A 22,705-nucleotide genomic window follows, 5' to 3' on the forward strand; every position below is an offset into this window, starting at 1 on the left:
TTTCGCGAAGACGGCTTGAGCACTTCCTCGAGGCGTGCGGCACACAATACCATCTGGAGTTTCAAGCGCAATGATCATCGTCACCGGAGCCGCCGGTTTTATCGGCAGCAATATCGTGGCCGGGCTCAACGCCCGTGGCGAGCGCGATATCCTCATCGTCGACGATATGTCGGACGGCCAGAAATGCCTGAACCTCGCCGACCTGGATTTCAGCGACTACCTCGAATACGACGACCTGCTCGCCCGGGTTGAAGCCGGCGAGGACCTCGGTGAGATTCGCGCGGTGTTTCACCAGGGGGCCTGTTCGGACACCACCGAGTGGGATGGCCGCTACGTGATGGCGCGTAATTACCGCTACTCGAAAAGCCTGCACGACTGGTGCGTGGCGCGCTCTATTCCCTTCATTTATGCCTCGTCGGCTTCGGTCTATGGCATGGGGCCGGACTTCGTCGAACAGCGCGATGCCGAGCGCCCGCTCAATATGTATGCGTTTTCGAAGTTCGCCTTCGACCAGTACGTGCGTGCCCAATCGGCCACAACCGGCTCGCAGGTTGCGGGGCTGCGTTACTTCAACGTCTACGGCCCGCGCGAACAGCACAAGGGCAAGATGGCGAGCGTGGCCTGGCATTTCTCGCGCCAGATCGAAGCCGAGGGTGAATGCCGGCTGTTCGAGGGCTCGGAAGGCTACGACGACGGCGAGCAGCGCCGGGATTTTGTCTATGTCGGCGACTGTGTGGACGTCAATCTCTGGCTGCTGAACTCCGGCGTATCCGGCGTCTTCAACTGTGGCACCGGTCGCAGTCAGACCTTCAACGACGTGGCCGACGCGGTGATCGACTGGTACGGCCGCGGCGAAAAACGCTATATCGAATTTCCGCAATCGCTGGTCGGGCGGTATCAGAGCTTCACCCAGGCGAGCGTTGATGCGCTCCGGGCAGCCGGCTACGGGCCCGCCTTCGCTACCGTGGCCGAGGGCGTGTCCCGCTATCTCGACTGGCTGGCCGCACGCGGCCAGGCCGACCGACAGCCCGACGCCACCGACTAGCTGGCCCATGCAGCCAAGCGGCTGGCCTGCATGGGCGCCGGTGTGGTCAAATAGTTGGCTTCGCCGTGCTCGCACGGCAGCGCAGTTGCACGCGTAACAGGAGAAAAGCGCATGACTTCGATGGCCGACCGCGATGGCCTGATCTGGTTCGACGGCGAACTCGTCGACTGGCGCGATGCCAAGGTCCACGTACTCACCCATACCCTGCATTACGGCATGGGTGCGTTCGAGGGCGTACGCGCCTACAACACCGATCGCGGTACGGCGATTTTCCGGCTGGCCGACCATACCCGTCGGTTGTGTCGTTCGGCCAAGATTCTCGGCATGCCCATGCCGTACACCGAAGACGAGCTCAACGCCGCACAGATCGAAGTGGTGCGCGAGAACAAGCTCGAGTCGGCCTATATCCGGCCGGTGATTTTCTATGGTTCGGAGGCCATGGGTCTGCACGCCCACGACCTGACCAGCCATGTGGCCATCGCCGCATGGACCTGGGGCAGCTATCTGGGCGAAGAGAACATGACCCGCGGTATTCGCGTGAAGACGTCTTCCTTCTCGCGTCATCACGTCAATTCCGCTATGACCAAGGCCAAGGCGAACGGCCCGTACTTCAACTCCATGCTCGCGGTCACCGAAGCCAACAAGGCCGGCTACGATGAAGCCCTGTTGCTGGACTGCAACGGCTTCGTCTCGGAAGGCAGCGGCGAGAATCTATTCATCGTGCGCGACGGCGTGCTCTATACGCCGGATCTCACCAGCGCGCTCGACGGTATCACCCGGCGCACGATCCTGACTTACGCCGAGGAAATGGGCATTCCCTATCGGGAAAAGACCATCACCCGCGACGAGGTCTATATCGCCGATGAAGCGTTTCTCACCGGGACCGCGGCCGAAGTCACGCCCATGCGCGAACTCGACGATCGGCCGATTGGCGAGGGTAAGCGTGGCCCGATCACCGAGGCGATGCAGTCGCGCTATTTCGATCAGGTGACCGGCAAGCGCGACGATCACGCCGACTGGCTGACGTTCGTATAAAACGGGCGCCGCTGGTCGGCGCCGCGGGTCGGATATGACGCTGCAGATCAAACGTGGCGACAGTGGCGAACACATGGTGTGGAACGATGCCGTTCTGGACCATGTGGATGGCCACTGTTTCGATCCGGCCTGGTGGCGTGAGCGCGGCGGGGTGCTGGGCGAAGCCCAGGGGCGCGGCGCGGCCTATTTTCTGCAGGGCATGGACGGCCACGAATGGGTGTTGCGCCACAACCGCCGCGGCGGCGCGCTCGCACGCATCAACCACGACCGTTTTCTCTACACCGGCGTCGAACGCGCACGCCCGGTACGGGAACTGCGACTGCTCGCTGACCTGCAGGCGCGCGACCTGCCCGTACCGACGCCGATTGCGGCGCGGGTAGTGCCGGGGCTGGGCTCCTATCGTGGTGATGTGATCACCCGGCGTATCCTCGACGCCGAGCCGCTTGCCGAGCGGCTGGCCCGCCAGGCCGTGCCGTCGACCGCTTGGCAGAATCTGGGCGCCGTGCTCGCGCGTTTTCATCGTGTCGGCCTGTGGCATGCCGACCTGAACGCGCGCAACGTGCTCATCGACGGGCGGGACGATTTCTACCTGATCGATTTCGACAAGGCGCGGCTGCGCACGCCCGGGAAATGGCGCCAGGCCAACCTGGAGCGTTTTCATCGCTCGCTGGCGAAATTCCGCGATGCGTCGCTCGCCTTCAACTTCCTCGACGCCGACTGGAGCGCGCTGCGCGGCGGCTATGTCTCGGCGTCGGCCTTGTAGGGGTTGTAGCCGGAGCGCTTGAAGCGCTGGTGCAGCCAGAAATACTGCTCGGGCGCCTGACGGGCGACCGATTCGATCATCTGGTTGATGGTGCGGGCGTCTTCGTTTTCGTCGCCGCCCAGCTGGTCTTCGATTGCCGGCAGTATGATGAGCCGGTAGCCGCTGCCGTCCTCGCAGCGCAGGGTGAAGAACGGCACGACGCTGGCCTTGCTCATCTTCGCCAGACGGCTGAGCGCGATATGGGTGCGTGCCGGCTGGCCGAAGAAATCCACCACCGTGCCCAGACGCTTCGGCGGTTTCTGGTCGGCGGCATACCAGACGGCGTCCTTGCGGCGCAGGGCTTTGAGCAGGCCCTTGACGTCGTCATCGCGAATGCTCGATCCGCCGATATGCGCCTCGCGGCGGGTGCGCATGACGTGGTCGACCACCGGATCGTGCGGTGCCTTGTACATTGCCGTGGTGATATATCCGAGTTCGCGCAGCGGGCGCTTGGCCATGCGAACACCCAGTTCCAGCGAGGTGAAATGCGCGGACAGCAGAATGATGCCGCGTCCTCGCGCGCACGCCGCTTCGAGGTTTTCCTGACCTTCGATATGGGCCAGCGATTCGATCTTGTCGGTCGGCCCCCACCAGCACAGCGCCGTTTCGATCGCCCCCATGCCCACGGATTGAAAATGCGCGCGCAGAAGACGCTGACGTGCCTCGGCATCGAGTTCCGGAAAGCACAGACGCAGATTCACCTCGGCCACCCGGCGGCGCTCGCGAATGACGTGGTAGGCCAGATCGCCGAAGCGTTTGCCCAGCCACATCTGCAGGCGGTAAGGCAGACGCGCGAGCAGCCAGCCCAGCCCCATCAGCACCCAGCTTGGCCAGTGGCGCGGGCTGTTGAGCGTGGGCGTATCGGAATCTTTCGACGGGGCGGGGCTAGCCATGCGAATAAAGCCCCTGCGGTCGGTCGGCAGTCATAGGCACGAACGCGTATCAGGTCGCGGATTGCGCGCTACACAGCACGCAGCAGGGTTTGTATGATGCGCCAATTGTTCGCCCGGTGAAAGCATGCTCACGGTTCCTTCGTTTGAAAACGCGCGCGTCCTGGTGGTGGGCGACATCATGCTCGACCGCTACTGGCACGGCGACACGGGCCGTATTTCACCGGAAGCGCCGGTGCCGGTGGTACGTATCGCCGACGAGGAACGCCGTCTGGGCGGTGCGGCCAACGTTGCGCTCAACCTTGCACGTGTGGGCGCACAGACCCGCCTGCTGGGCGTCATCGGTCAGGACGAACCGGGCGAAGCCACCCGCGCAATGCTCGAAGACGCGGGCGTGGTCGCCGACCTGATCGCCAGCGACAGCTATCCCACGATCGCCAAGCTGCGCGTGATGAGCCGCAACCAGCAGCTCATTCGCCTGGACTTCGAGAAGTCGTTTGCTCTGGACGGGGCCTTCGAGCGCGAGCGCCTGATCGAGCGCTATCGTGCAGCGCTCGATGATGTTGATGTCGTGGTGTGCTCCGATTACGGCAAGGGCACGCTCGCCGATGTGGATACGATCATCGCCATCGCGGGCGAGCGGCATATTCCGGTGCTTGTCGACCCCAAGGGAGCCGACTGGCAGCGCTATGCGGGCGCGCACCTGATCACCCCCAATCTGCACGAGTTCGAGATGGTGGTGGGGCCGGTAGGCGACGAGGCATCGCTCACACGCGAAGCAGCGGCGCTGCGCACGCGGCTGGATATCGATGCGCTACTGGTCACACGCAGCGAAAAAGGCATGAGCCTGTTCGCCCACGCCGGGCATCTGCATCTGCCCGCCCAGGCCCAGGAGGTCTTCGATGTGACCGGCGCGGGCGATACCGTTATCGCGCTGCTGGCGGCCGGGCTTGGCGCCGGGCTGGCGCTGGCCGATGCCGCGGCCATCGCCAATCTTGGCGCGGGTATCGTCGTGGCCAAACTGGGTACGGCGACGGTCACGCCCGGCGAACTCAAGCAGGCGGCCCACGGTCAGCGCAATGGCCCCCGCGGGCTGGTCGACGAAGAGGCGCTGGCCGCGATTGTGGCCGAGCGTCGTGCGCGCGGTGAGCGCGTGGTGATGACCAACGGCTGTTTCGATCTGCTGCACCCGGGCCATATCGCCTATCTCGAAGCGGCCCGCGCACTGGGCGACTATCTGGTGGTCGCCGTCAACGACGATGCGTCCGTTCGCCGCCTCAAGGGCCCTTCGCGGCCGCTCAACGATCTCGACCATCGCATGCAGGTGTTGCGCGGGCTGAGTGCCGTGGACTGGGTTGTGGCGTTTTCCGAGGACACCCCGGAACGCCTGATCTGCCGCATCCTGCCGGATGTGCTGGTCAAGGGCGGGGATTACACGCCCGAGCAGATCGCCGGCGGTCAATGCGTACGTGATGCCGGCGGCGAGGTGCGAGTACTCGAGTTCGTCGATGGCTACTCGACCACGTCGATCATCGAGCGCATGAATGGCGATGCGGCTGCGCCGCGGTGAAAAAACGCCCGGCTAGCGGCGCGTTCGCGGCGCGCATGGCCGATCTGATCGTGCGCGGCGTCTATCGCCTGGCCACCTGGGCAGCGCTGCCTTTCGTGCTGGCTTATTTCTACTGGCGCGGCCGGCGTGAGCCGGCCTATCGCCGGTACTGGAAGGAACGCCTGGGCTGGATTGGCGACGTACCTGCCCGCGCGATCTGGATTCATGCCGCATCGGTGGGCGAAGCGATCCTGGTTACGCCGCTGATTCGCCGGCTCGAGCAGGCATACCCGGATCGCGCCATTCTGGTGACCACCATGACGCCCACCGGGCGGGAACGTATCGAGCGGACCTTCGCGGACGATGTCTACTGCCGGTACGTGCCGCTCGACACCCTGGGTGCAACACGCCGATTCATGCATCGCGCGCGTCCCGGCCTGGGCGTGATCGCCGAAACCGAGCTGTGGCCGCATCTGCTGGCTGCCGCCGATCGATACGAAGTGCCCATCGCGCTGGTCAACGCGAGCGTGTCGCAACGTTCGGCTGCTCGCTATCAGAACCCGCTCTGGCGTCAGACCATTGCCCGCATGCTCGCTTCGCTGGCCGCCATCGGTGCGGCCAGCCCGGCCCATGCAGAACGCTTCGTCGCGCTCGGCGCGTCGGCCGAGCGGGTACATGCAATCGGCAATCTCAAATACGACAATATTCCGGCCGGCGCCGACGAATCCGAGGCCACGGCGCTGCGAGACGACTGGCAGGCCCCTGATCGGCCCATCTGGGTCGCGGCCAGCACGCATGAAGGCGAAGAGGCCCGGGTACTCGATGCCTGGGCCGAGCTGCGTGCCCGTCATCCCGAACTGCTGCTCGTCATCGCACCGCGTCACCCGCAGCGTTTCGATTCTGTCGCCGAATTGCTCGAAGCGCGCGGCATCGTTTTTGCCCGCCGCAGTACCGGCCAGTTGGTCGGCGACGATACCGGTGTAGTGCTTGCCGATACGCTGGGCGAAGTGCCGCTGTTCTATGCCGCGGCCAACGTGGTGCTGGTCGGTGGTAGTCTGGTGCCCGGTATCGAGGGGCACAACGTACTCGAAGCCGCCGCTCTTGCACGTGCGTTCTGCGTGGGCCCGTACGTACGTGAATGGCGGGAGATTGTCGACGCGCTGGTCGCGGCCGAGGCGGCCTGCGTCTGCGATACGCCCGCTGCGCTGGTTGCGACACTGGATGAATGGCTTGCCGACCCCGACCTGGCCGCGGCGGCCGGCCGAGCGGGGCGACAGCTGGTCCACGAGCGCTCCGGTGCACTCGAGCGGAGCATGCAGATGATCGAAACGCTGGCGCACGACAGGGCCTAGCACAACACTATTCGCGTCATGCACGCCGTGATATAGAAGGCGGTGGCGCGGTGCTGATTACAACCCTTGGGGGAACGAAATGCTGGAACGTTTGCTGAGCCGGGCGCATGCCCGATCGTTAATAACGGCCGCGGTGGTCGCAAGCTTGAGCGCCTGCGGCAGTGGCGGCGACGGCTCGGGCTCCGATGAGGGGGGCGGTACGGATGGCGGCGGCGGTAACGCCGGCGGTGGAACGACGGTGCCGGATCCGGATTTTGCCAGCGTTCGCGGCTTGAGCGCGGATGGCGTGATGCAGGATCCGGCAACGGCCGCGATCTACCAGAGTCCGGACGACAGCGGGATCATCAATATCTACGTCGAGATCGATCCGCCCGTAGGCGAAATCTGCGGCGACGACCCCTCGACCCCAGAAACCGAAGAGAACTACGCCGGTTGTACCCTCGACGATCTCGATGATGACGACGATGGCAGTGATGCGTTCGATCCCGAGCTATCGGGGACGGTGCGCATCGGCAGCTTGGCAGCGCCCCGCGACCTGACCTTCAGGTCGGACGAGATCGAGGTGCGCGGTGCATCGAGCCGGCAAGCGCGACAGAAGTCCTACAAGGTGGAGTTCGAAGACGGCGACTGGTTCGGCATGGAGCGGCTCCAGCTCAACAAGCATCCCTTCGACCTGAGCCGGATACGCAACAAGCTGTCTTTCGATCTATTCAAACAGATCGAGAATTTTCCGAGTCTACGCACGCAGTTCGTGCATGTCTTCGTGAAGGAAGAAACTGACGCGGACTACCAGGACGGTGGCCTGTTCACCAATATCGAGTATATGGACGACGACTGGGCGGATAATCACGGCCAGGAGGAGCAGTCCAACATATTCAAGACCGAGCAGTTCTCCTTCCAGTCGCTCGAGGACACCCCCGAACTCACAGAAGATGTCGACTCCGACGCGTTCGAAACCGTGCTGGAATCCAAGGGCGACGATGAAAGCACCGAGACTCTCATCGCCATGCTCAATGCGCTCAACGATGACGACGTGCCGTTCGATAACGTGCTCAAACAGTACTTCCAGGCCGACAACTTCCGTACCTGGCTGGGCATCAATATCCTGCTGTCCAACGACGATACGAATTCGCAGAATTTCTATCTGTATCGACCCAGCCAGATCGACAACTTCTATTTCACGCCGTGGGATTACGACGGCGCCTGGGATTTCTTCGGCCAGCGGGCACAGCAGCTCGCTTTCGCGCAGCGCCCCCGCTGGACGCAGGGCATTGCCAACTGGTGGGCCATGCCGTTGGTCAGCCGGTACGTGCGTAACGGCGGGATCCCGGCGCTACAGGCGAAGCTGGACGCCCTCCAGGCAGGCGCGCTTGCCCCGGCAAACGTAGAGACGTTGATCGATAGTTATCCAATCGACGACATAGTCGGTATTTTGGTCAACCGCGCGGGCCCGGACCTGGATGGTCTGCCGACCGTAAACGATGGTCGAAGCGCGGAACCGCAAATCCGGGAAGAGATCGAGCGGCTGCGGAAGTCGGAGACCATAGTTGCAGCGCGCGAAGAGTTCGACAGCACGCTGGATCGCCCGATGCCGGTCTATACCGCGGCTTCGCTGCAAAACGGCAACGTGGTTTTGCGTTGGGACGAGTCCTACGACATCCAGAACAACGCGTTGAGCTATGACGTGCGCCTGGCGACCAGCCCGCTGCTTAACGGCACGCGCGACGCCTGCACCAGTGAAGACGACGCCATGCCGATGCTGAATACCAACGTCGTGTTCAGCCGCAACGGCATTCAAGGCACGACGGTCGTACCGACAACCGCGTTGACCCCCGGCCAGCGCTACTACGCCCAGGTCATCGTGCGCGACAGCGACGGCTATTGCCAGAGCTCGTTCGACGAGTACTACGATCAAGCCAACGACGAAACCTACTACGGTGTGTTCGGCTTCACGTATACGGGCACCGAAATCGTCACAGCCTATGAGGAACAGGCGGACGCTGAATAATCCGTAGCTGACGTTTGTGCAGCCAATCAAGGCGGGCCGGCTAACGGTCCGCCTTTTTTAATGCCTATCAGCTGAATCAGCGACGCCGGGCATGCCGAGCTCGCGTCGGGCTGGCAGTAGACGGGGCCAGATCGGCTAGGCTGTCTCAAGCGAGCTCGGCGTGTTTCTCCGGGGCTACATGGCCCCGGTTCGTATCGAATAGGCGCAAGGCTCGACCTAAGTCGACCTTCCCACCCCGGGTTGGATGTGAAAGGGTTGTTACAGGGGAAAGCCATTTTATCTGGGGGACGTGATGGCGATTGGTGTATGGATCAGTCTGATCCTGTATTTCTGCCTGATGCTGGGTATCGGCTTCTACGCGTGGCGCAAGTCCACGGCATCGTCCGAGGAATACATGCTGGGCGGGCGCAATCTCAGCCCGGCGGTTGCCGCGCTGTCGGCGGGCGCTTCGGATATGAGCGGCTGGCTGCTGCTGGGGCTGCCCGGCGCGCTCTACGCCTCCGGCCTGGTCGAGGCCTGGATCGGCATCGGCCTGTTCGTGGGCGCATTCGCGAACTGGATGATTGTCGCGCCGCGCCTGCGCGAGCAGACCGAACGCTACGACAATAGCCTCACGATTCCCCAGTTTCTGTCCAAACGCTTTCCCTCCCGCGCGATGGCGTTACGCACCGTGTCCGCGGTGATCATCGTGATCTTCTTCGCGGTCTATACCGCCTCCGGTCTGGTCGCTGGCGGCAAACTCGTACAGAGCGCGTTTGGCGACGTGGTCACGCTGGCCTCGCTTAGCGATTACCAGGTCGGGGTCTGGGGGACCCTGGCGGTGGTGCTGGCCTACACCGTGGTCGGCGGCTTTCTGGCCGTGAGCCTCACCGATTTCTGCCAGGGTGTGATCATGATGCTGGCGCTGATCATCATGCCCGCGGTCGTGTTGTTCGGCAGCGGCGGCGGCGGTTTCTCGCAGGCCTCGGAGACGCTCGCCGGCGTGGATCCGAACTTCCTGTCTTTGGGCAACGGGCTGACGATCGTCGGCTTTTTATCGGCGGTGACCTGGGGCCTGGGTTATTTCGGCCAGCCGCATATCGTCGTGCGTTTCATGGCCATTCGTACCGTCGGCGAGGTGCCCAAGGCACGCAATATCGGCATGACCTGGATGGGTATTTCCCTGATCGGCGCGATCTGTGTGGGCGTGTTCGGTCGTGCCTATGCCGAACGCAACGGCCTGAACGTCGAGGACAAGGAAACGATCTTTATCGTCCTGGCGGATCTGCTGTTCCACCCCTTGGTGACCGGTTTTCTCTTTGCGGCGTTGCTGGCCGCGATCATGAGCACCATATCGAGCCAGCTGCTGGTGGCCTCGTCCTCGCTTACCGAGGATTTCTATCGCCTGTTTCTGCGGCGCGAAGCCGGTGAGGGCGAAAGCGTGACCATTGGCCGTATCAGCGTGCTGATCGTGGGTCTGGTCGCAGCGTTCATCGCCCGCGATCCCGAATCGCAGGTGCTGGGGCTGGTCAGTAACGCCTGGGCCGGCTTCGGCGCAGCGTTCGGGCCGTTGATCATCCTGTCGCTGACCTGGCCGCGCATGTCGGGCACCGGGGCGGTGGCCGGCCTCGTTGCCGGTGCGGCAACCGTGCTGGCCTGGATCCTACTCGGCTTCAACAATAGTTTTCTGGGCGGGCCGGGCGTGTATGAAATCATTCCCGGGTTCATCGTGGCCTGGCTCGCCATCTATGGCGTGAGCCTGGCAACGCAAACCAGCGGCGAATACCGCGCGATCGAGACGAACTGACTGGGCAAGGCCCGCCGAGAGCCACTGAAACGAAAAGCCGGGCCGGCAGGCCCGGTTTTTTTATGTCACGCCGCGCGGTGCAAGGCGATCGGCGGGCAGGGCAGGCGAAGGGGCTTCCAGCGGCGGTGGACGCCCCGAATCTCTGCGAGCGCTTGTGTCGGCGCATGTCCGCCTGAACCGCATATGCGACCAGACGCCGGCCGCCCTGGGGCGCGGCGGGCCAGCCGGCGCCGGCTGGCTAGGCGTAGCGCTGCGGTTCGGGTGTGACCAGAACATTGTCGGCCGGTTCGTCTTCTTCCAGCGACATGAGAGAGGCGTTGCCGCCGGCTGCCGTGGTATCGCGGCTGATCGCACGTTCGGTTGCGAAGCGGTATAGATAGTGCGGACCGCCGGCTTTGGGGCCCGTGCCCGACAGGCCTTCACCGCCGAACGGATGCACGCCCACGACCGCGCCGATCATGTTGCGATTGACGTAGGCGTTGCCCACCTTGATACGGCGCACCACGCGCTCGACCGTGGTATCGATGCGGCTATGAATGCCGAAGGTCAGGCCATAGCCGAGCCCGTTGATCTGATCGACGACGTTGTCGATATCCTCCGCCTCGTAACGAATCACGTGCACGATCGGGCCGAACTGTTCCTCGCCAAGATCGTCGATGCTGTTGAGCTCGACGGCTCGCGGCGCGAAGTAGGTGCCGTTGCCTTCGGGTGGCGTGCAGACATGGATCGTGTTCAGCTTCTTTCTGGCCTTGTCGACGTAGTCTGCCAGGCCAGCCCGTGCATCGGCATCGATCACCGGCGTAACGTCCGTGGAGAGCTTCCACGGATCGCCGATCGAGAGTTCCGCCATCGCACCGGAGAGCATGGTGAGCAGGGTGTCGGCGATATCGGTCTGAACATAGAGCAGGCGCAGCGCCGAGCAACGCTGGCCGGCGCTCTGAAAGCCGGAACGGATGACGTCGGCCACCACCTGTTCGATCAGCGCCGACGAATCCACGATCATCGCGTTCTGGCCGCCGGTTTCGGCGATCATGGGGATGAGCGGGCCCTCGCGCTCGGCCAGGGTTCGGTTGATTGCCTTGGCGGTTGCAAGTGATCCGGTGAAGGCGATGCCGGCAATGCGGGGATCGGCGACCAGCTTTGCGCCGACCGACGGGCCGTCGCCCGGGAGGAAGTAGAGTACGTCCCGCGGTACGCCGGCCTCGTGCATGAGCTGGATCGCACGATGGCCGATCAGACAGGTCTGTTCTGCCGGCTTGGCGATGACGGCATTGCCCGCTGCCAGCGCTGCGGCGACCTGGCCGGTAAAGATGGCCAGCGGAAAATTCCACGGGCAGATGCACACGAACACGCCGCGGCCGACGAGCCGATAGGTATTGCGCTCGCCGGTCGGCCCGGGCAGCAGGGTTTCGCCGTCGAACTCGTCTTCCACCTGGCAGGCATAATAGCGACAGAAATCCACCGCCTCGCGCACCTCGGCCACGCCGTCGCCGATATTCTTGCCGGCCTCGCGTGCACACAGGGCGATCAGCTCGGCCATATGGCTTTCCAGCAGATCGGCATAGCGGCGCAGCACGGCCGCGCGTTCGCGACCGGGCGTCGCGCTCCAGCGATCCGCCGCGGCCGCCGCGCCGGCCAGCGCGGCTTCGATATCCTCATCGTTCGCCCACACCACATCGCCCACGCTGATGTCGTTGTCGGCCGGGGATTTCACCGCGATTGCGCTGCGATTATCGAAGTCGATGCGCGTGTCGCCGATCAGCGGCGCGGCCCGCCAGGTTTGGGCATCGGCCTCGCGCATGCCCTGGGCGAGGGCGTCCAGCTCGCGTACATCGGACAGATCCACGCCTTTCGCGTTCGGGCGCCGTTCGCCGTAGAGGTCGTAGGGCAGGGGAATACGCGGATGCCGCGCCTGCTGCTGTTTTTCGGCCGCGAAGACCGGGTCGGCCACGATGTCTTCCACTGGCTCGCTTTCGTCCACGAGTCGATTGACGAAGGAGCTGTTGGCGCCGTTTTCAAGCAGGCGGCGTACCAGGTAGGCGAGCAGATCCTCGTGCGCGCCGACCGGCGCATAGATACGACAGGCCGCAGGGCGTTCGCCTTTTTCGACTATCTCCTCGTAGAGATCCTCGCCCATGCCGTGCAGGCGCTGGAACTCGAAGTCGGTACGCTCGCCGACCGCCTGACGGATATAGGCCAGGGTATGCGCATTGTGGGTGGCGAACTGGCCGTAGAAAACGTCCGAGGCCTCCAGAATGTGGTTTGCACAGGCCAGGAACGATACGTCCGTATTCATTTTGCGGGTGAACACCGGATAGCCGTCGATGCCGGCCTCCTGGGCCCGTTTGATCTCGGTATCCCAGTAGGCGCCCTTCACCAGCCGGATCATGATGCGGCGGTTATGGCGGCGGCCCAGATCGGCGAGCCAATCGATCACATCGAGCGCGCGCTTCTGATAGGCCTGTACCGCCAGGCCGAGGCCCTGCCAGTCGGCGAGATCCGGTTCCTGCGATACGCAGGCGAACAGCTCCAGCGACAGATCCAGGCGCGCGGCTTCTTCCGCGTCGATGGTCATGTTGATGTTGTGCTTCGCGGCCAGGCGCGCGAGTTTGAGCAGACGCGGCAGCAGCTCTTTATGCACCCGGACCCGGTGGCTGAGTTCGTAGCGGGCGTGCAGGGCGGACAGCTTGACCGACACGCCGGGCGATTTCTCCGGGCCGAGGCCGCGGCTGGCCTTGCCGCATTCTTCGATGGCATGCCAGTAGTCGTCGAAATAGCGCTGGGCGTCGCGATCGGTACGCGCGGCCTCTCCCAGCATGTCGTAGGAATAGCTATAGCCGCGTTTTTCCAGCGACCGGGCATTGTCGATGGCTTCTTCGATGGTGCGCCCCATCACGAACTGCCGGCCCATGATGCGCATCGCCTGGCTGACCGCCTGGCGGATGAACGGCTCGCCGCTGCGTTTGACCAGCCGTTGCAGCACGCTGCGGAAGTTGCGCTGCGGCGAATCCTCGTAGCGCAGAATCCGACCGGTGAGCATCAGGCCCCAGGTGGAGGCATTCACGAACCAGGACTTGGACTCGCCCAGATGCGATTCCCAGTTCGAACCGCCGATCTTGTCGTCGATCAGTCGATCAACCGTCGTGGCATCGGGAATACGCAGCAGGGCTTCGGCCAGGCACATCAGCACCACACCCTCCTGGCTGGACAGCTCGTATTCGTGCATGAAGGCGTCGATGCCGCTGCCGTGGGCATTCTTCTTGCGTACGGCCTCGACGAGCTTGCCGGCTTCGGCCTCAACGCGCCGGCTGCTATGCGGCGAAAGCCGAGCGATCTCGATCAGTCGATTGACCTGCGCCGCCTCGTCGCAGCGATAGGTTTCCAACACACCGCGATAGGCGGGCTCGTCGATCTGACTCGGGCGGGAATAGTCCATGGCTACAGCGCGTCGGCGTGGGTGAACGAAACCAACTTAGCGTGGCCGCAGCGCAGGTGTCGATTAGCCAGACGGTGGCAATAAGTCGCATACGTCCAGGGTGCCGGGCCGTGTGCAAACCTGCGCCGACGTACTTGTCGACGTTTTTCAGCCGATTACCGATCGCCTGTGCCGTGTCCGGCGTAGGCGGGACGAACGGCGTGTGAAGTGGCGTACTGCCTGCTTGCCGAATTACCAGCTCGAAATCGGGCCGACTGTGCGCTCGGGGCTGAGCGAAAATCGCGGGCATAAAAAAAGCCGCCCGACCTTGCGGTGGGCGGCTTTCCTGCCGTAATGGCGTCCCCAAGGGGATTCGAACCCCTGTCGCTGCCGTGAAAGGGCAGTGTCCTAGGCCTCTAGACGATGGGGACACTTTTTATGGTGGAGCCAGGCGGGATCGAACCGCCGACCTCAACACTGCCAGTGTTGCGCTCTCCCAGCTGAGCTATGGCCCCTGATGTGCAGCGAGGGCGTATTGTAGAGATTGGCGTGCGGCTTGCCAACCTCTATCGCATTATTTTTTTAATGCGTTTTTCAGCGCCTCGGCTACGCGTTGCTGATCGGCCTTTTCCAGATACGGATGCATGGGCAGGCTGAGTACCCGTTCGGCCGCACGCTCGGACTTCGGAATGGCCACATCCGAATACAACGGCGGCTGCCGGTTCAACGGGACGGGATAGTAGACGGCGTTGGGAATACCGGCATCGTTGAGGGACTGGCGTACCCGGTCGCGATCGTCGACTTCGATCGTGTACTGAGCATAGACGCTCGTGCAGTCGGCGCCGATCACCGGCGTATGCACCACGCCGTCGAGCAGCTCGGCATAACGTGCGCCCACCTCGGCACGCCGGGCGACCTCGTCGTCGAAGACCTCCATCTTGGCCAGAAGCACTGCCGCCTGAATGGTATCCAGACGGCCGTTGATGCCCAGCCGCGGGTGCTGGTAAGGAGCATTTTGGCCATGGTTGCGCAGTTCGCGCATGCGTTCGGCAAGCGCCGCGTCGTGGGTGAACGTCGCGCCGCCGTCGCCGTAGCAGCCCAGCGGCTTGGCCGGGAAGAAGGAGGTGGCCGCGATCGGCGATACGCCGCAGGAGCGTTTGCCTTTATAAGTGGCGCCAAAGCTCTGGGCGGCGTCTTCGATCACCGGTACGCCGTGGCGTTCGCCGATGGCGTTGATGGCGTCCATATCGGCGGTCTGGCCGAACAGGCTTACGGGGACGATCGCCTTGGTGCGATCGGTGATCTTTTCTTCGATGAGCGCGGCGTCGATGTTGTAGGTATCCGGATCGATATCCACGAACACCGCGGTCGCGCCCAGCAGGCCGATCATCTCGCCGGTGGCGATGAAGGTGAACGGCGTGGTAATGACTTCATCGCCCGGGCCGATTTCCAACGCCATCATGGCCACGAGCAGCGCATCGGTGCCGCTGGATAGCGCGATGCAGTGTTCGATGCCGACGTATTCGGCCAGACGCGCCTCCAGGGCTTCCACCTCGGGGCCCATGACATAGCGGCCGTGGTCTAGAACCGCCTGAATGCGCGCGTCCACATCCGGTTTGATGCGCTGGTACTGGGCTTGCAGATCGATGAGTTGCATCCGGGCTCCCGGCTTCGAGGGTGATAGTTCCTTGGCTGCGCGGATTCTAGCATCGCATCGGCGCGATTTATTCGTTGACCCGTTATGGCTTGCGCACTAGACTCTGCGCGCTCGCAAAGCGAACCGGGCGGTTAGCTCAGCGGTAGAGCACTGCCTTCACACGGCAGGGGTCACTAGTTCGAACCTAGTACCGCCCACCAGAATCAAATCGAGGGTCAGGCCAGTCGGCCTGGCCCTTTTTTTATGTCCGCGCGGTTGGCGGGTGCTCGCATCCACGGGCCTGGTTGCGCATAATCGCGGCGTTCCCGGGTCATTCGACTCGTCAAACCAAGCAGTCAAGGGGTCAGTGTGCGTATCACGATATTCGGAACGGGTTATGTCGGTCTTGTCACCGGGGCCTGCCTCGCCCAAAGCGGCAACCACGTTGTATGCGTGGATATCGATGAAGCCAAGATCGCGCGCCTGACGCAGGGCGAGATCCCGATTTTCGAGCCGGGGCTCGAACAGATCGTGCACGACAACGTGCGTGCCGGCCGGCTGCGCTTCACCACCGATGCCGCCGAGGCCGTGGCCCACGGGACCCTGCAGTTCATCGCCGTGGGCACGCCGCCCGACGAGGATGGCAGCGCCGATCTGCAATATGTGCTCAAGGTCGCTGCGACCATTGGCGCGCATATGGACGATTATCGGTTGGTGATCACCAAGTCGACGGTGCCGGTCGGCACGGCCGACAAGGTCCGGGATGCGCTGGCCGAAGCGGTGCGCAAGCGCGGCGTCGATGTCGAGTTCGACGTGGCCTCGAACCCGGAATTCCTGAAAGAGGGAGCCGCGGTCGAAGATTTCATGAAGCCTGATCGCGTGGTGGTGGGCGTGGACAGCGACCGTGCCGCCGAACACCTGCGCGCGCTCTATGCGCCATTCAACCGCCAGCACGATCGCACCATCGTCATGGATATCCGCTCGGCTGAACTGACCAAGTACGCGGCCAATATCGTGCTCGCGACCAAGATCAGCCTCATGAACGAGCTGTCGCAGGTCGCCGATCGCGTGGATGCGGATATCGAACAGGTGCGTAAGGCCATCGGTGCTGATCACCGTATCGGCTATCACTTTATCTATCCGGGCTGCGGCTTTGGCGGCTCCTGTTTCCCCAAGGACGTACGCGCGCTTGCGCAGACGGCCGGCAAGCTCGGCTACGAAACCGAGATCATCAACGCCGTGGAGCGGGTCAACGATCGTCAGAAGCAGGTGCTGTTCGAGAAGCTGGCGGCCCATTTCGGCGATCTGGCGGGCAAGAACATCGCGCTCTGGGGGTTGGCCTTCAAGCCCAACACCGATGATATGCGCGAAGCGCCCAGCTGCACGCTCATGGAAGCGCTATGGGCCGCCGGGGCGAGCGTGCGCGCCTACGACCCCGAAGCCATGACGGAAACCCGGCGTATTTACGGCGAGCGCGACGATCTGACGCTCTGCGATACGGCCGAACAGGCGGTGGAAGACGCCGACGCGCTGGTGCTGGTTACCGAATGGCATATTTTCCGTACCCCCGATTTCGGCGATATCGCACAGCGCATGCGCGAGCCGGTGCTCGTCGACGGGCGCAACATCTACAAGCCATCGTATGTCGCCCAGGCCGGATTCACCTACTACGGTATCGGCCGCTCCGCGGCCAGTGGCGCAACGCGTCACGTCGTATAAAATACGCGCCGTTATTGGCCTCGCAGGGGTTTCGAGCATGCCCATCTACGAATATGTCTGCCGCAACTGCGGTCATGAACTTGAACGGCTCCAGCGTCTGTCGGAAGACCCGCTGACGCAGTGCCCGGCCTGTGATACGCCGGAACTCAAGCGCAAGATTTCGGCGGCCGGCTTCCGTCTGGCCGGCGGCGGCTGGTACGAAACCGACTTCAAGTCGGACGGCAAGCGCAATATTGCCAGCGGTGACGACAAAAGCGCGAAGTCGTCGGGCTCGACGTCCTCGAGCACAAGCGACAGCGCCAAGTCGGATACGTCCACCCCGTCGTCGACGCCTGCCGCCAGCGACAAAAAGTCGGATAGCGCCGCGTCCAAGCCGACCAACAAGACCAGCACCCCGTCGTCCTCGAACGCGGGCAGCTAGACATTGGAGCGCCCCGGCCGAGCCCGGCCGGGGTGTGATCGCGGCAGTTCGCTTGCACGCGCCTGCCGTGCGGAATTTTCGCGCGGGTACCGGCCAGGCGCTGCCTCTTGCTAGACTCGCGCTCTTTTGCATACCTCGAAGACGATAGCCATGATGCGATCCCACTACAGCGGCGACGTCACCGCCGCTGCCATCGACAGCGAAATCACCGTCTGCGGCTGGGTGCATCGCCGCCGCGACCACGGCGGGGTGATCTTCGTCGACCTGCGTGATCGCAGCGGTCTGATCCAGGTCGTCTTCGACCCGGACGAACCCGATACCTTCGCCGAAGCCGAAAAGCTGCGCAGCGAGTACGTGATTCAGGTGACCGGGCGGGTGCGCGCGCGGCCCGAGGGCACGGTCAACAAGAATCTGGCCTCGGGCGAAATCGAGGTCTACACAACGGCGTTGACCGTGCTCAATGCTTCGGAAACCCCGCCGCTACAGCTCGACGACACCGAGAACGTGGGCGATGCCGCGCGTCTGCGCTATCGCTATGTCGAGCTGCGCAAGCCGCGCATGCAGCGCCACATTCAGCTGCGTGCCCAGGTGACCCGTGCGGTGCGCAACGCGCTCGATGAGCTCGGCTTTCTGGATATCGAAACCCCGATTCTCACGCGGGCCACCCCGGAAGGCGCGCGCGACTATCTCGTGCCCAGCCGAACCCAGCCCGGCCATTTCTTTGCGTTGCCGCAGTCGCCGCAGCTGTTCAAGCAGCTGCTGATGGTGGCGGGCATGGATCGCTATTATCAGATCGCGCGCTGCTTTCGTGACGAGGACCTGCGCGCGGACCGTCAGCCCGAGTTCACCCAGATCGATATCGAGGCCTCGTTCGTCGATGCCGACGACATCATGGCGATCAACGAAACCATGATTCGGTCGCTGTTCGCCGACGTGCTCGACGTCAAGCTGCCCGATCCGTTCCCGCGCATGAGCTATGCCGAAGCGATGCAGCGCTTCGGCTCCGACAAGCCGGATCTGCGCATCGATCTGGAGCTGGTCGATATCGCCGATCTCGTGGCCGATGCCGACTTCAAGGTGTTTTCCGGCCCGGCCAACAGCGAAACCGGCCGCGTCGCGGTCATGCGCGTGCCGGGCGGGGCGAGCCTCACGCGCAAGCAGATCGACGGCTATACCGAGTTCGTCGGTCGCTACGGCGCGAAGGGCCTGGCCTACGTCAAGGTCAACGATATCGCCGCGGGTCGCGACGGCCTGGCCTCGCCGATTCTCAAGTTTCTGTCCGATGCCGCTGTCGACGGCATCATGTCACGCAGCGGTGCCGCCGACGGCGACCTGCTCTTCTTCGGTGCCGACACCGAGACCGTGGTCAACGATGCGCTGGGTGCCCTGCGGGTTCGCCTGGGCCACGATCTCGGGCGTGTCGAAGGCGACTGGGCGCCGCTGTGGGTGGTCGACTGGCCGATGTTCGAGTACGACCCCGAGGCGAAGCGCTGGGACGCACTGCATCATCCGTTCACCGCGCCGGCGGTCAACGATGCCGACGCGCTGCGCAACGACCCCAAGAACGCGCTGTCGCAGGCCTACGACATGGTGCTCAATGGCACCGAAATCGGCGGTGGCTCGGTGCGTATCCATACGCCGGCGATGCAGCAGGCCGCCTTCGACGTGCTCGGCATCTCCCGCGAGGACGCCGAAGAGAAGTTCGGCTTCCTGCTCGAGGCGCTCAAGTTTGGCGCGCCGCCCCATGCCGGCATTGCTTTCGGGCTCGACCGACTGGTGATGCTCATGGCCGGGGCGGACTCCATTCGCGAGGTCATTGCCTTTCCCAAGACGCAGACCGCCACCGATCTGCTCACGGGTGCGCCGGGCGTGGCCGACAACGCGCAGCTGCGTGAACTGGGCATTCGGTTGCGCGCCACCGGCGACGGCAACACGCCGAAGGGGAGTTAGCGCGCCGCTTCGTTACCGGCGAAAACTGTTGGCCCGACAAGCCGGCGCCGCCTCGAGCGGTTGCCGGCTTTGTTGTATCTGGCAACCGGTTTTGACGTTCAGACGGCAGGCGGGAGAGTCTCGACCTGTGTTTTGGGATAAAAATCCTAAAGCGTGGGAGGCGCGCCCATCGCGCCAATGGCAAGGGGAACCCAGTCATGAGAATGTCAAACCGAGTCGGCCCACGCCTGCGGCAGCAGGTGCGCCTCGCACTCATCGGTACATCGCTGGCGGTCGTTGCGCCGGGCGCGATGGCCGCGACCATCACCGTCAACGCGACAGGCGACGCATCCAGCGAGGGTCAGTGCACGCTGCGCGACGCGATCGCTGCGGCGAATCAGAACGAAATGGTCGGCGCCTGTGCAGCGGGCGACGACATGAACGACACCATCGTTTTCGGCAACAGCGTTGCCGGGTCAAAGATTACGCTGGCCGGCACGGCGCTGCCGACCATCGCCTCCGGGTCGACGTTGACCATTGGCATGGCCAGTGACGGCGATTCCGACAGCACGAATGATTCCGCAGGCGTCACCATCGATGCCAACAACCAGAGCCGAATCTTCACCAACCAGGGCAACCTGACGCTCAACGGCCTGACGCTGGTCAACGGTACGGCGACGACGTCCGGCGGCGATGCCGATGCCCGCTCCGGCGGCGCGATTCTCAACGACGACGGCGGCGTTCTGACCGTTAACGGCGGCGCCATGAACAACAACACCGCCGATCGTGCCGGCGGTGCCATCGAAGAAGCCTCGGGTGCCACGGCCGCGGGCGACGATGACGACAGCGCCAACGACAACGTCCGCGTGACGCTCAACAACGTCAACTTCAGCGGCAACAACGCCGGTATGAATCCCGGTAACGGCGGTGCGCTGCATGTGACCGGCAGCGGCGATATCGTCGTCAACGGCGGTACGTTCAACGCGAATATCGCCGAAGAAGGCGGCGCGCTCTGGAACAACGGCGGTACCCTGACCGTGTCGGGCGCAAGCTTCACGCAAAATCGGGCCAACGGCACCGAAGCCGATATGGGCGGCGGCGCGATCTTCGGCCAGGTCGGCGGCGCAAACGGCACGGTGGTCGTATCCGATTCCACGTTCGTGTCGAACATGGCCGGCAACTCGGATGATAACGAAAGCTCGGCCTCGGGCGGCGCCATTCTGGCCGGCGACGGCACGACGCTGACGATCTCCGACTCAGTGTTTCGCATGAACACCGCACGGCGTGCCGGTGGCGCCATCGAAGTGCTGGCGGGCAGCACGACCACGCTCGACAACGTCACCGCGACCGGCAACGATGCGGGCGCGAGTCCCGGCAACGGCGGCTTTCTGCACGTGACCGGCGATGGCGACATCGATGTGACCGGCGGCCTATTCGCACGTAATACCGCGGTCGAAGGCGGCGCTTTCTGGAACAACCAGGGCACGATGACCCTCGACGGTGTCTCCATCGTCAACAACGAAGCCACCGGTGCCGATGCGACCCAGGGCGGCGGCGGCATCTATGCCGAAGGCAACGACATGGGCGATAGCGGCACGCTCACGATCACGGCCAGTCGTATCGCCATGAACCGTGCATCGGGCACGTCCGGCTCGGGCGGCGGTATTCTGGTCAGCCCGAATGCCACCGCGAACATCACCGATACGCGCATCTCGGGTAATACCTCCCAGCGCGCCGGCGGCGGTATCGAGAACGCAGGTGGCAGCGTGACGCTGACCGAGGTCACGCTGGGTGGCACGGCAAGCGCTGACGGCAATAATGCCGGCGCCAACCCGGGCAACGGCGGTGGCCTGCATATCGGCGGCAGCGGCACGACCACGATCGTCGACTCCAGCGTGGGTAACAACAAGGCCGTGGAAGGCGGCGGGCTGTGGAACTCGGGCGGCGGTACGCTCGATGTCGACAACAGTACCGTGGCGCAGAACAGCGCGACGCGCGGGGCCGGCGTGTATCTCGACGGGGCCGGCGGTACCATCACCCTCGACTATGTCAGCGTGACCAACAATCAGGGCAGCGGCGTGTTCGCGGTCGACGGTGCGGGCGGTTCCATTACCGTGAACAACAGCCTTGTGTCCGGTAACAGCCCCGACCTGGACCCGGACAGTGGCGTGACCGCCGATGGGGCGAACGGCAACGTCACCGGCGACGTGGCCTTCAACGGCGCGTACCGTTTGTATGGCGGATCGACCGCGACCCAGCCTCTTGCCATGGGCAGTGCGGCAGTCGATACAAACGACTGTGCAGCAACCGCAACCGATCAGCGTGGCGCGGAGCGTGGTGCCGATATGACCGATTGCGATTCGGGGGCTTTCGAGCTCACCGATGATCCGGTCGTACAGGCAACCCGCCTGAACCTGGGGTCGGCGGTGATCGGAAACGACGATGCCGATGCCGTGGTGCTGGGTGTGCGGCTGGCCAACAACAGCGACACCGCGGTGACGATTGGCGGCTTCTCCGGCTACGTAAATCGCGACGATCGGCTGCCGGCCGGTATTGACCCGAGCGACATCCGTCTCACGGTCTATGCCGACAGCAACGACAACGGCCGCTATGACATGGGCAGCGACATGTCGGTAGGCAGCGCAACCCTGGATGAAGGCTACGACTTCACCGTGACCTTCAACGGTGGCGGTCAGAGCGTGTTGGCCAACGATAGCGCGAGCTACTTCATCGTGGCTGACCGGGTCACTCAGGGCGATGTTGTTGCCGGTGTGGCGACCGTACAGCTGTCCACTTCGCTCTATGCGGGCGGCGGACTGCTTGCGCTGCTCGGTCTGGTTTCTGTAGGCGGCGTGCGTCGGCGTACGCAGTACGCTCTGGTCGCCGGTGCGCTGGTGCTCATGCTTACCGCCTGTAGCGATAGCGACAGTGATCGTACGGTCAACGTCAAGCAGCCGGGCAACCCGATGATGGGCGAAGGCGAGGCGACCTTCGTACTGAGCGAAGTCAATGGCACGGGTACGGATCTGCTCATCGGCGACGGTTTGCCGATCAGCGGGCCGACCGTGTCGTTCGAGTCGTCAACGACGGACGCCAACGACACGAACTAGCGTCACGT

At 63.8% G+C, this 22,705-nt stretch carries 14 protein-coding genes and 3 tRNA genes; 12 read left to right on the forward strand and 5 right to left on the reverse strand.

What is annotated here, in order from left to right; genetic code table 11:
* Window positions 1–70 precede the first annotated feature (70 nt).
* From rfaD to C84B14_RS13880, 3 genes are all read left to right on the forward strand, one after another.
* Window positions 71–1,045: an ADP-glyceromanno-heptose 6-epimerase gene (gene rfaD, locus C84B14_RS13870; RefSeq protein WP_353224966.1), complete on the forward strand. Its 975-nt coding sequence runs from the start codon at window positions 71–73 to the stop codon at window positions 1,043–1,045.
* Window positions 1,046–1,156: 111 nt separating this feature from the next.
* Window positions 1,157–2,080, forward strand: coding sequence for a branched-chain amino acid transaminase (locus C84B14_RS13875; protein ID WP_293627043.1), 924 nt, complete (start codon window positions 1,157–1,159; stop codon window positions 2,078–2,080).
* A gap of 34 nt (window positions 2,081–2,114) precedes the next feature.
* Window positions 2,115–2,843: a 3-deoxy-D-manno-octulosonic acid kinase gene (locus tag C84B14_RS13880; protein ID WP_353224968.1), complete on the forward strand. Its 729-nt coding sequence runs from the start codon at window positions 2,115–2,117 to the stop codon at window positions 2,841–2,843.
* Here C84B14_RS13880 and C84B14_RS13885 read toward each other — a convergent pair.
* Complete coding sequence (locus C84B14_RS13885; protein ID WP_293627047.1) at window positions 2,819–3,775, reverse strand: lysophospholipid acyltransferase family protein; 957 nt, start codon at window positions 3,773–3,775, stop codon at window positions 2,819–2,821. The two genes, C84B14_RS13880 and C84B14_RS13885, sit on opposite strands and share 25 nt — an antisense overlap.
* A 124-nt stretch (window positions 3,776–3,899) precedes the next feature.
* On the opposite strand from C84B14_RS13885, the gene hldE reads away from it, so the two are divergent.
* The 4 genes from hldE to putP all read left to right on the forward strand — a co-directional run bounded on the left by hldE (window position 3,900) and on the right by putP (window position 10,467).
* Window positions 3,900–5,342 (forward strand): bifunctional D-glycero-beta-D-manno-heptose-7-phosphate kinase/D-glycero-beta-D-manno-heptose 1-phosphate adenylyltransferase HldE, encoded by a 1,443-nt coding sequence (gene hldE, locus C84B14_RS13890; RefSeq protein WP_353224970.1) that lies wholly within the window; start codon window positions 3,900–3,902, stop codon window positions 5,340–5,342.
* A 35-nt stretch (window positions 5,343–5,377) separates the two neighbouring features.
* Window positions 5,378–6,673, forward strand: coding sequence for a 3-deoxy-D-manno-octulosonic acid transferase (locus tag C84B14_RS13895; protein WP_353224972.1), 1,296 nt, complete (start codon window positions 5,378–5,380; stop codon window positions 6,671–6,673).
* Between the two features lie 79 nt (window positions 6,674–6,752).
* Window positions 6,753–8,681 carry a CotH kinase family protein gene (locus tag C84B14_RS13900; RefSeq protein ID WP_353224974.1) on the forward strand — a complete coding sequence of 643 codons (1,929 nt, stop codon included), beginning with the start codon at window positions 6,753–6,755 and terminating at the stop codon, window positions 8,679–8,681.
* Window positions 8,682–8,973: 292 nt separating this feature from the next.
* On the forward strand, window positions 8,974–10,467 hold the full coding sequence (gene putP, locus C84B14_RS13905) for a sodium/proline symporter PutP (protein WP_293627055.1): 1,494 nt from the start codon (window positions 8,974–8,976) through the stop codon (window positions 10,465–10,467).
* Between the two features lie 238 nt (window positions 10,468–10,705).
* On the opposite strand, the gene putA is transcribed toward putP, so the two are convergent.
* The 4 genes from putA to C84B14_RS13925 form a co-directional block, all read right to left on the reverse strand.
* On the reverse strand, window positions 10,706–13,903 hold the full coding sequence (putA, locus tag C84B14_RS13910) for a bifunctional proline dehydrogenase/L-glutamate gamma-semialdehyde dehydrogenase PutA (RefSeq protein WP_353224976.1): 3,198 nt from the start codon (window positions 13,901–13,903) through the stop codon (window positions 10,706–10,708).
* 334 nt (window positions 13,904–14,237) lie between these two features.
* A tRNA-Glu gene (locus C84B14_RS13915) sits at window positions 14,238–14,313 on the reverse strand.
* Between the two features lie 8 nt (window positions 14,314–14,321).
* Window positions 14,322–14,397: transfer RNA gene (locus tag C84B14_RS13920), tRNA-Ala, on the reverse strand.
* Between the two features lie 59 nt (window positions 14,398–14,456).
* Complete coding sequence (locus tag C84B14_RS13925) at window positions 14,457–15,539, reverse strand: DegT/DnrJ/EryC1/StrS family aminotransferase (protein ID WP_353224978.1); 1,083 nt, start codon at window positions 15,537–15,539, stop codon at window positions 14,457–14,459.
* A 125-nt stretch (window positions 15,540–15,664) separates the two neighbouring features.
* Between C84B14_RS13925 and C84B14_RS13930 the strand changes: the two genes are divergently transcribed.
* The 5 genes from C84B14_RS13930 (at window position 15,665) to C84B14_RS13950 (ending at window position 22,697) form a co-directional block, all read left to right on the forward strand.
* Window positions 15,665–15,739, forward strand: a tRNA-Val gene (locus tag C84B14_RS13930).
* A 148-nt stretch (window positions 15,740–15,887) separates the two neighbouring features.
* Window positions 15,888–17,237 carry a UDP-glucose dehydrogenase family protein gene (locus C84B14_RS13935; RefSeq protein ID WP_353224980.1) on the forward strand — a complete coding sequence of 450 codons (1,350 nt, stop codon included), beginning with the start codon at window positions 15,888–15,890 and terminating at the stop codon, window positions 17,235–17,237.
* A gap of 37 nt (window positions 17,238–17,274) precedes the next feature.
* A complete protein-coding gene (locus C84B14_RS13940; protein ID WP_353224982.1) occupies window positions 17,275–17,658 on the forward strand; it encodes an FmdB family zinc ribbon protein in 384 nt (127 codons plus the stop codon).
* Between the two features lie 153 nt (window positions 17,659–17,811).
* Entirely contained in the window at window positions 17,812–19,608 is a 1,797-nt protein-coding gene (aspS, locus tag C84B14_RS13945) for an aspartate--tRNA ligase (protein WP_353225011.1), read from the forward strand.
* A gap of 197 nt (window positions 19,609–19,805) precedes the next feature.
* Window positions 19,806–22,697 (forward strand): beta strand repeat-containing protein, encoded by a 2,892-nt coding sequence (locus C84B14_RS13950; protein WP_353224984.1) that lies wholly within the window; start codon window positions 19,806–19,808, stop codon window positions 22,695–22,697.
* Window positions 22,698–22,705 lie beyond the last annotated feature (8 nt).

It is taken from the genome of Salinisphaera sp. C84B14 (genome assembly GCF_040361435.1).
Lineage (GTDB): Bacteria > Pseudomonadota > Gammaproteobacteria > Nevskiales > Salinisphaeraceae > Salinisphaera.

What these genes read in the sequence shown, in the direction of transcription:
- rfaD (WP_353224966.1), top strand. Translation starts at nt 71, where the DNA reads ATGATCATCGTCACCGGAGCCGCCGGTTTTATCGGCAGCAATATCGTG.
- C84B14_RS13875 (WP_293627043.1), top strand. Translation starts at nt 1,157, where the DNA reads ATGACTTCGATGGCCGACCGCGATGGCCTGATCTGGTTCGACGGCGAA.
- C84B14_RS13880 (WP_353224968.1), top strand. Translation starts at nt 2,115, where the DNA reads ATGACGCTGCAGATCAAACGTGGCGACAGTGGCGAACACATGGTGTGG.
- C84B14_RS13885 (WP_293627047.1), bottom strand. Translation starts at nt 3,775, where the DNA reads ATGGCTAGCCCCGCCCCGTCGAAAGATTCCGATACGCCCACGCTCAAC.
- hldE (WP_353224970.1), top strand. Translation starts at nt 3,900, where the DNA reads ATGCTCACGGTTCCTTCGTTTGAAAACGCGCGCGTCCTGGTGGTGGGC.
- C84B14_RS13895 (WP_353224972.1), top strand. Translation starts at nt 5,378, where the DNA reads ATGGCCGATCTGATCGTGCGCGGCGTCTATCGCCTGGCCACCTGGGCA.
- C84B14_RS13900 (WP_353224974.1), top strand. Translation starts at nt 6,753, where the DNA reads ATGCTGGAACGTTTGCTGAGCCGGGCGCATGCCCGATCGTTAATAACG.
- putP (WP_293627055.1), top strand. Translation starts at nt 8,974, where the DNA reads ATGGCGATTGGTGTATGGATCAGTCTGATCCTGTATTTCTGCCTGATG.
- putA (WP_353224976.1), bottom strand. Translation starts at nt 13,903, where the DNA reads ATGGACTATTCCCGCCCGAGTCAGATCGACGAGCCCGCCTATCGCGGT.
- C84B14_RS13925 (WP_353224978.1), bottom strand. Translation starts at nt 15,539, where the DNA reads ATGCAACTCATCGATCTGCAAGCCCAGTACCAGCGCATCAAACCGGAT.
- C84B14_RS13940 (WP_353224982.1), top strand. Translation starts at nt 17,275, where the DNA reads ATGCCCATCTACGAATATGTCTGCCGCAACTGCGGTCATGAACTTGAA.
- aspS (WP_353225011.1), top strand. Translation starts at nt 17,812, where the DNA reads ATGCGATCCCACTACAGCGGCGACGTCACCGCCGCTGCCATCGACAGC.
- C84B14_RS13950 (WP_353224984.1), top strand. Translation starts at nt 19,806, where the DNA reads ATGAGAATGTCAAACCGAGTCGGCCCACGCCTGCGGCAGCAGGTGCGC.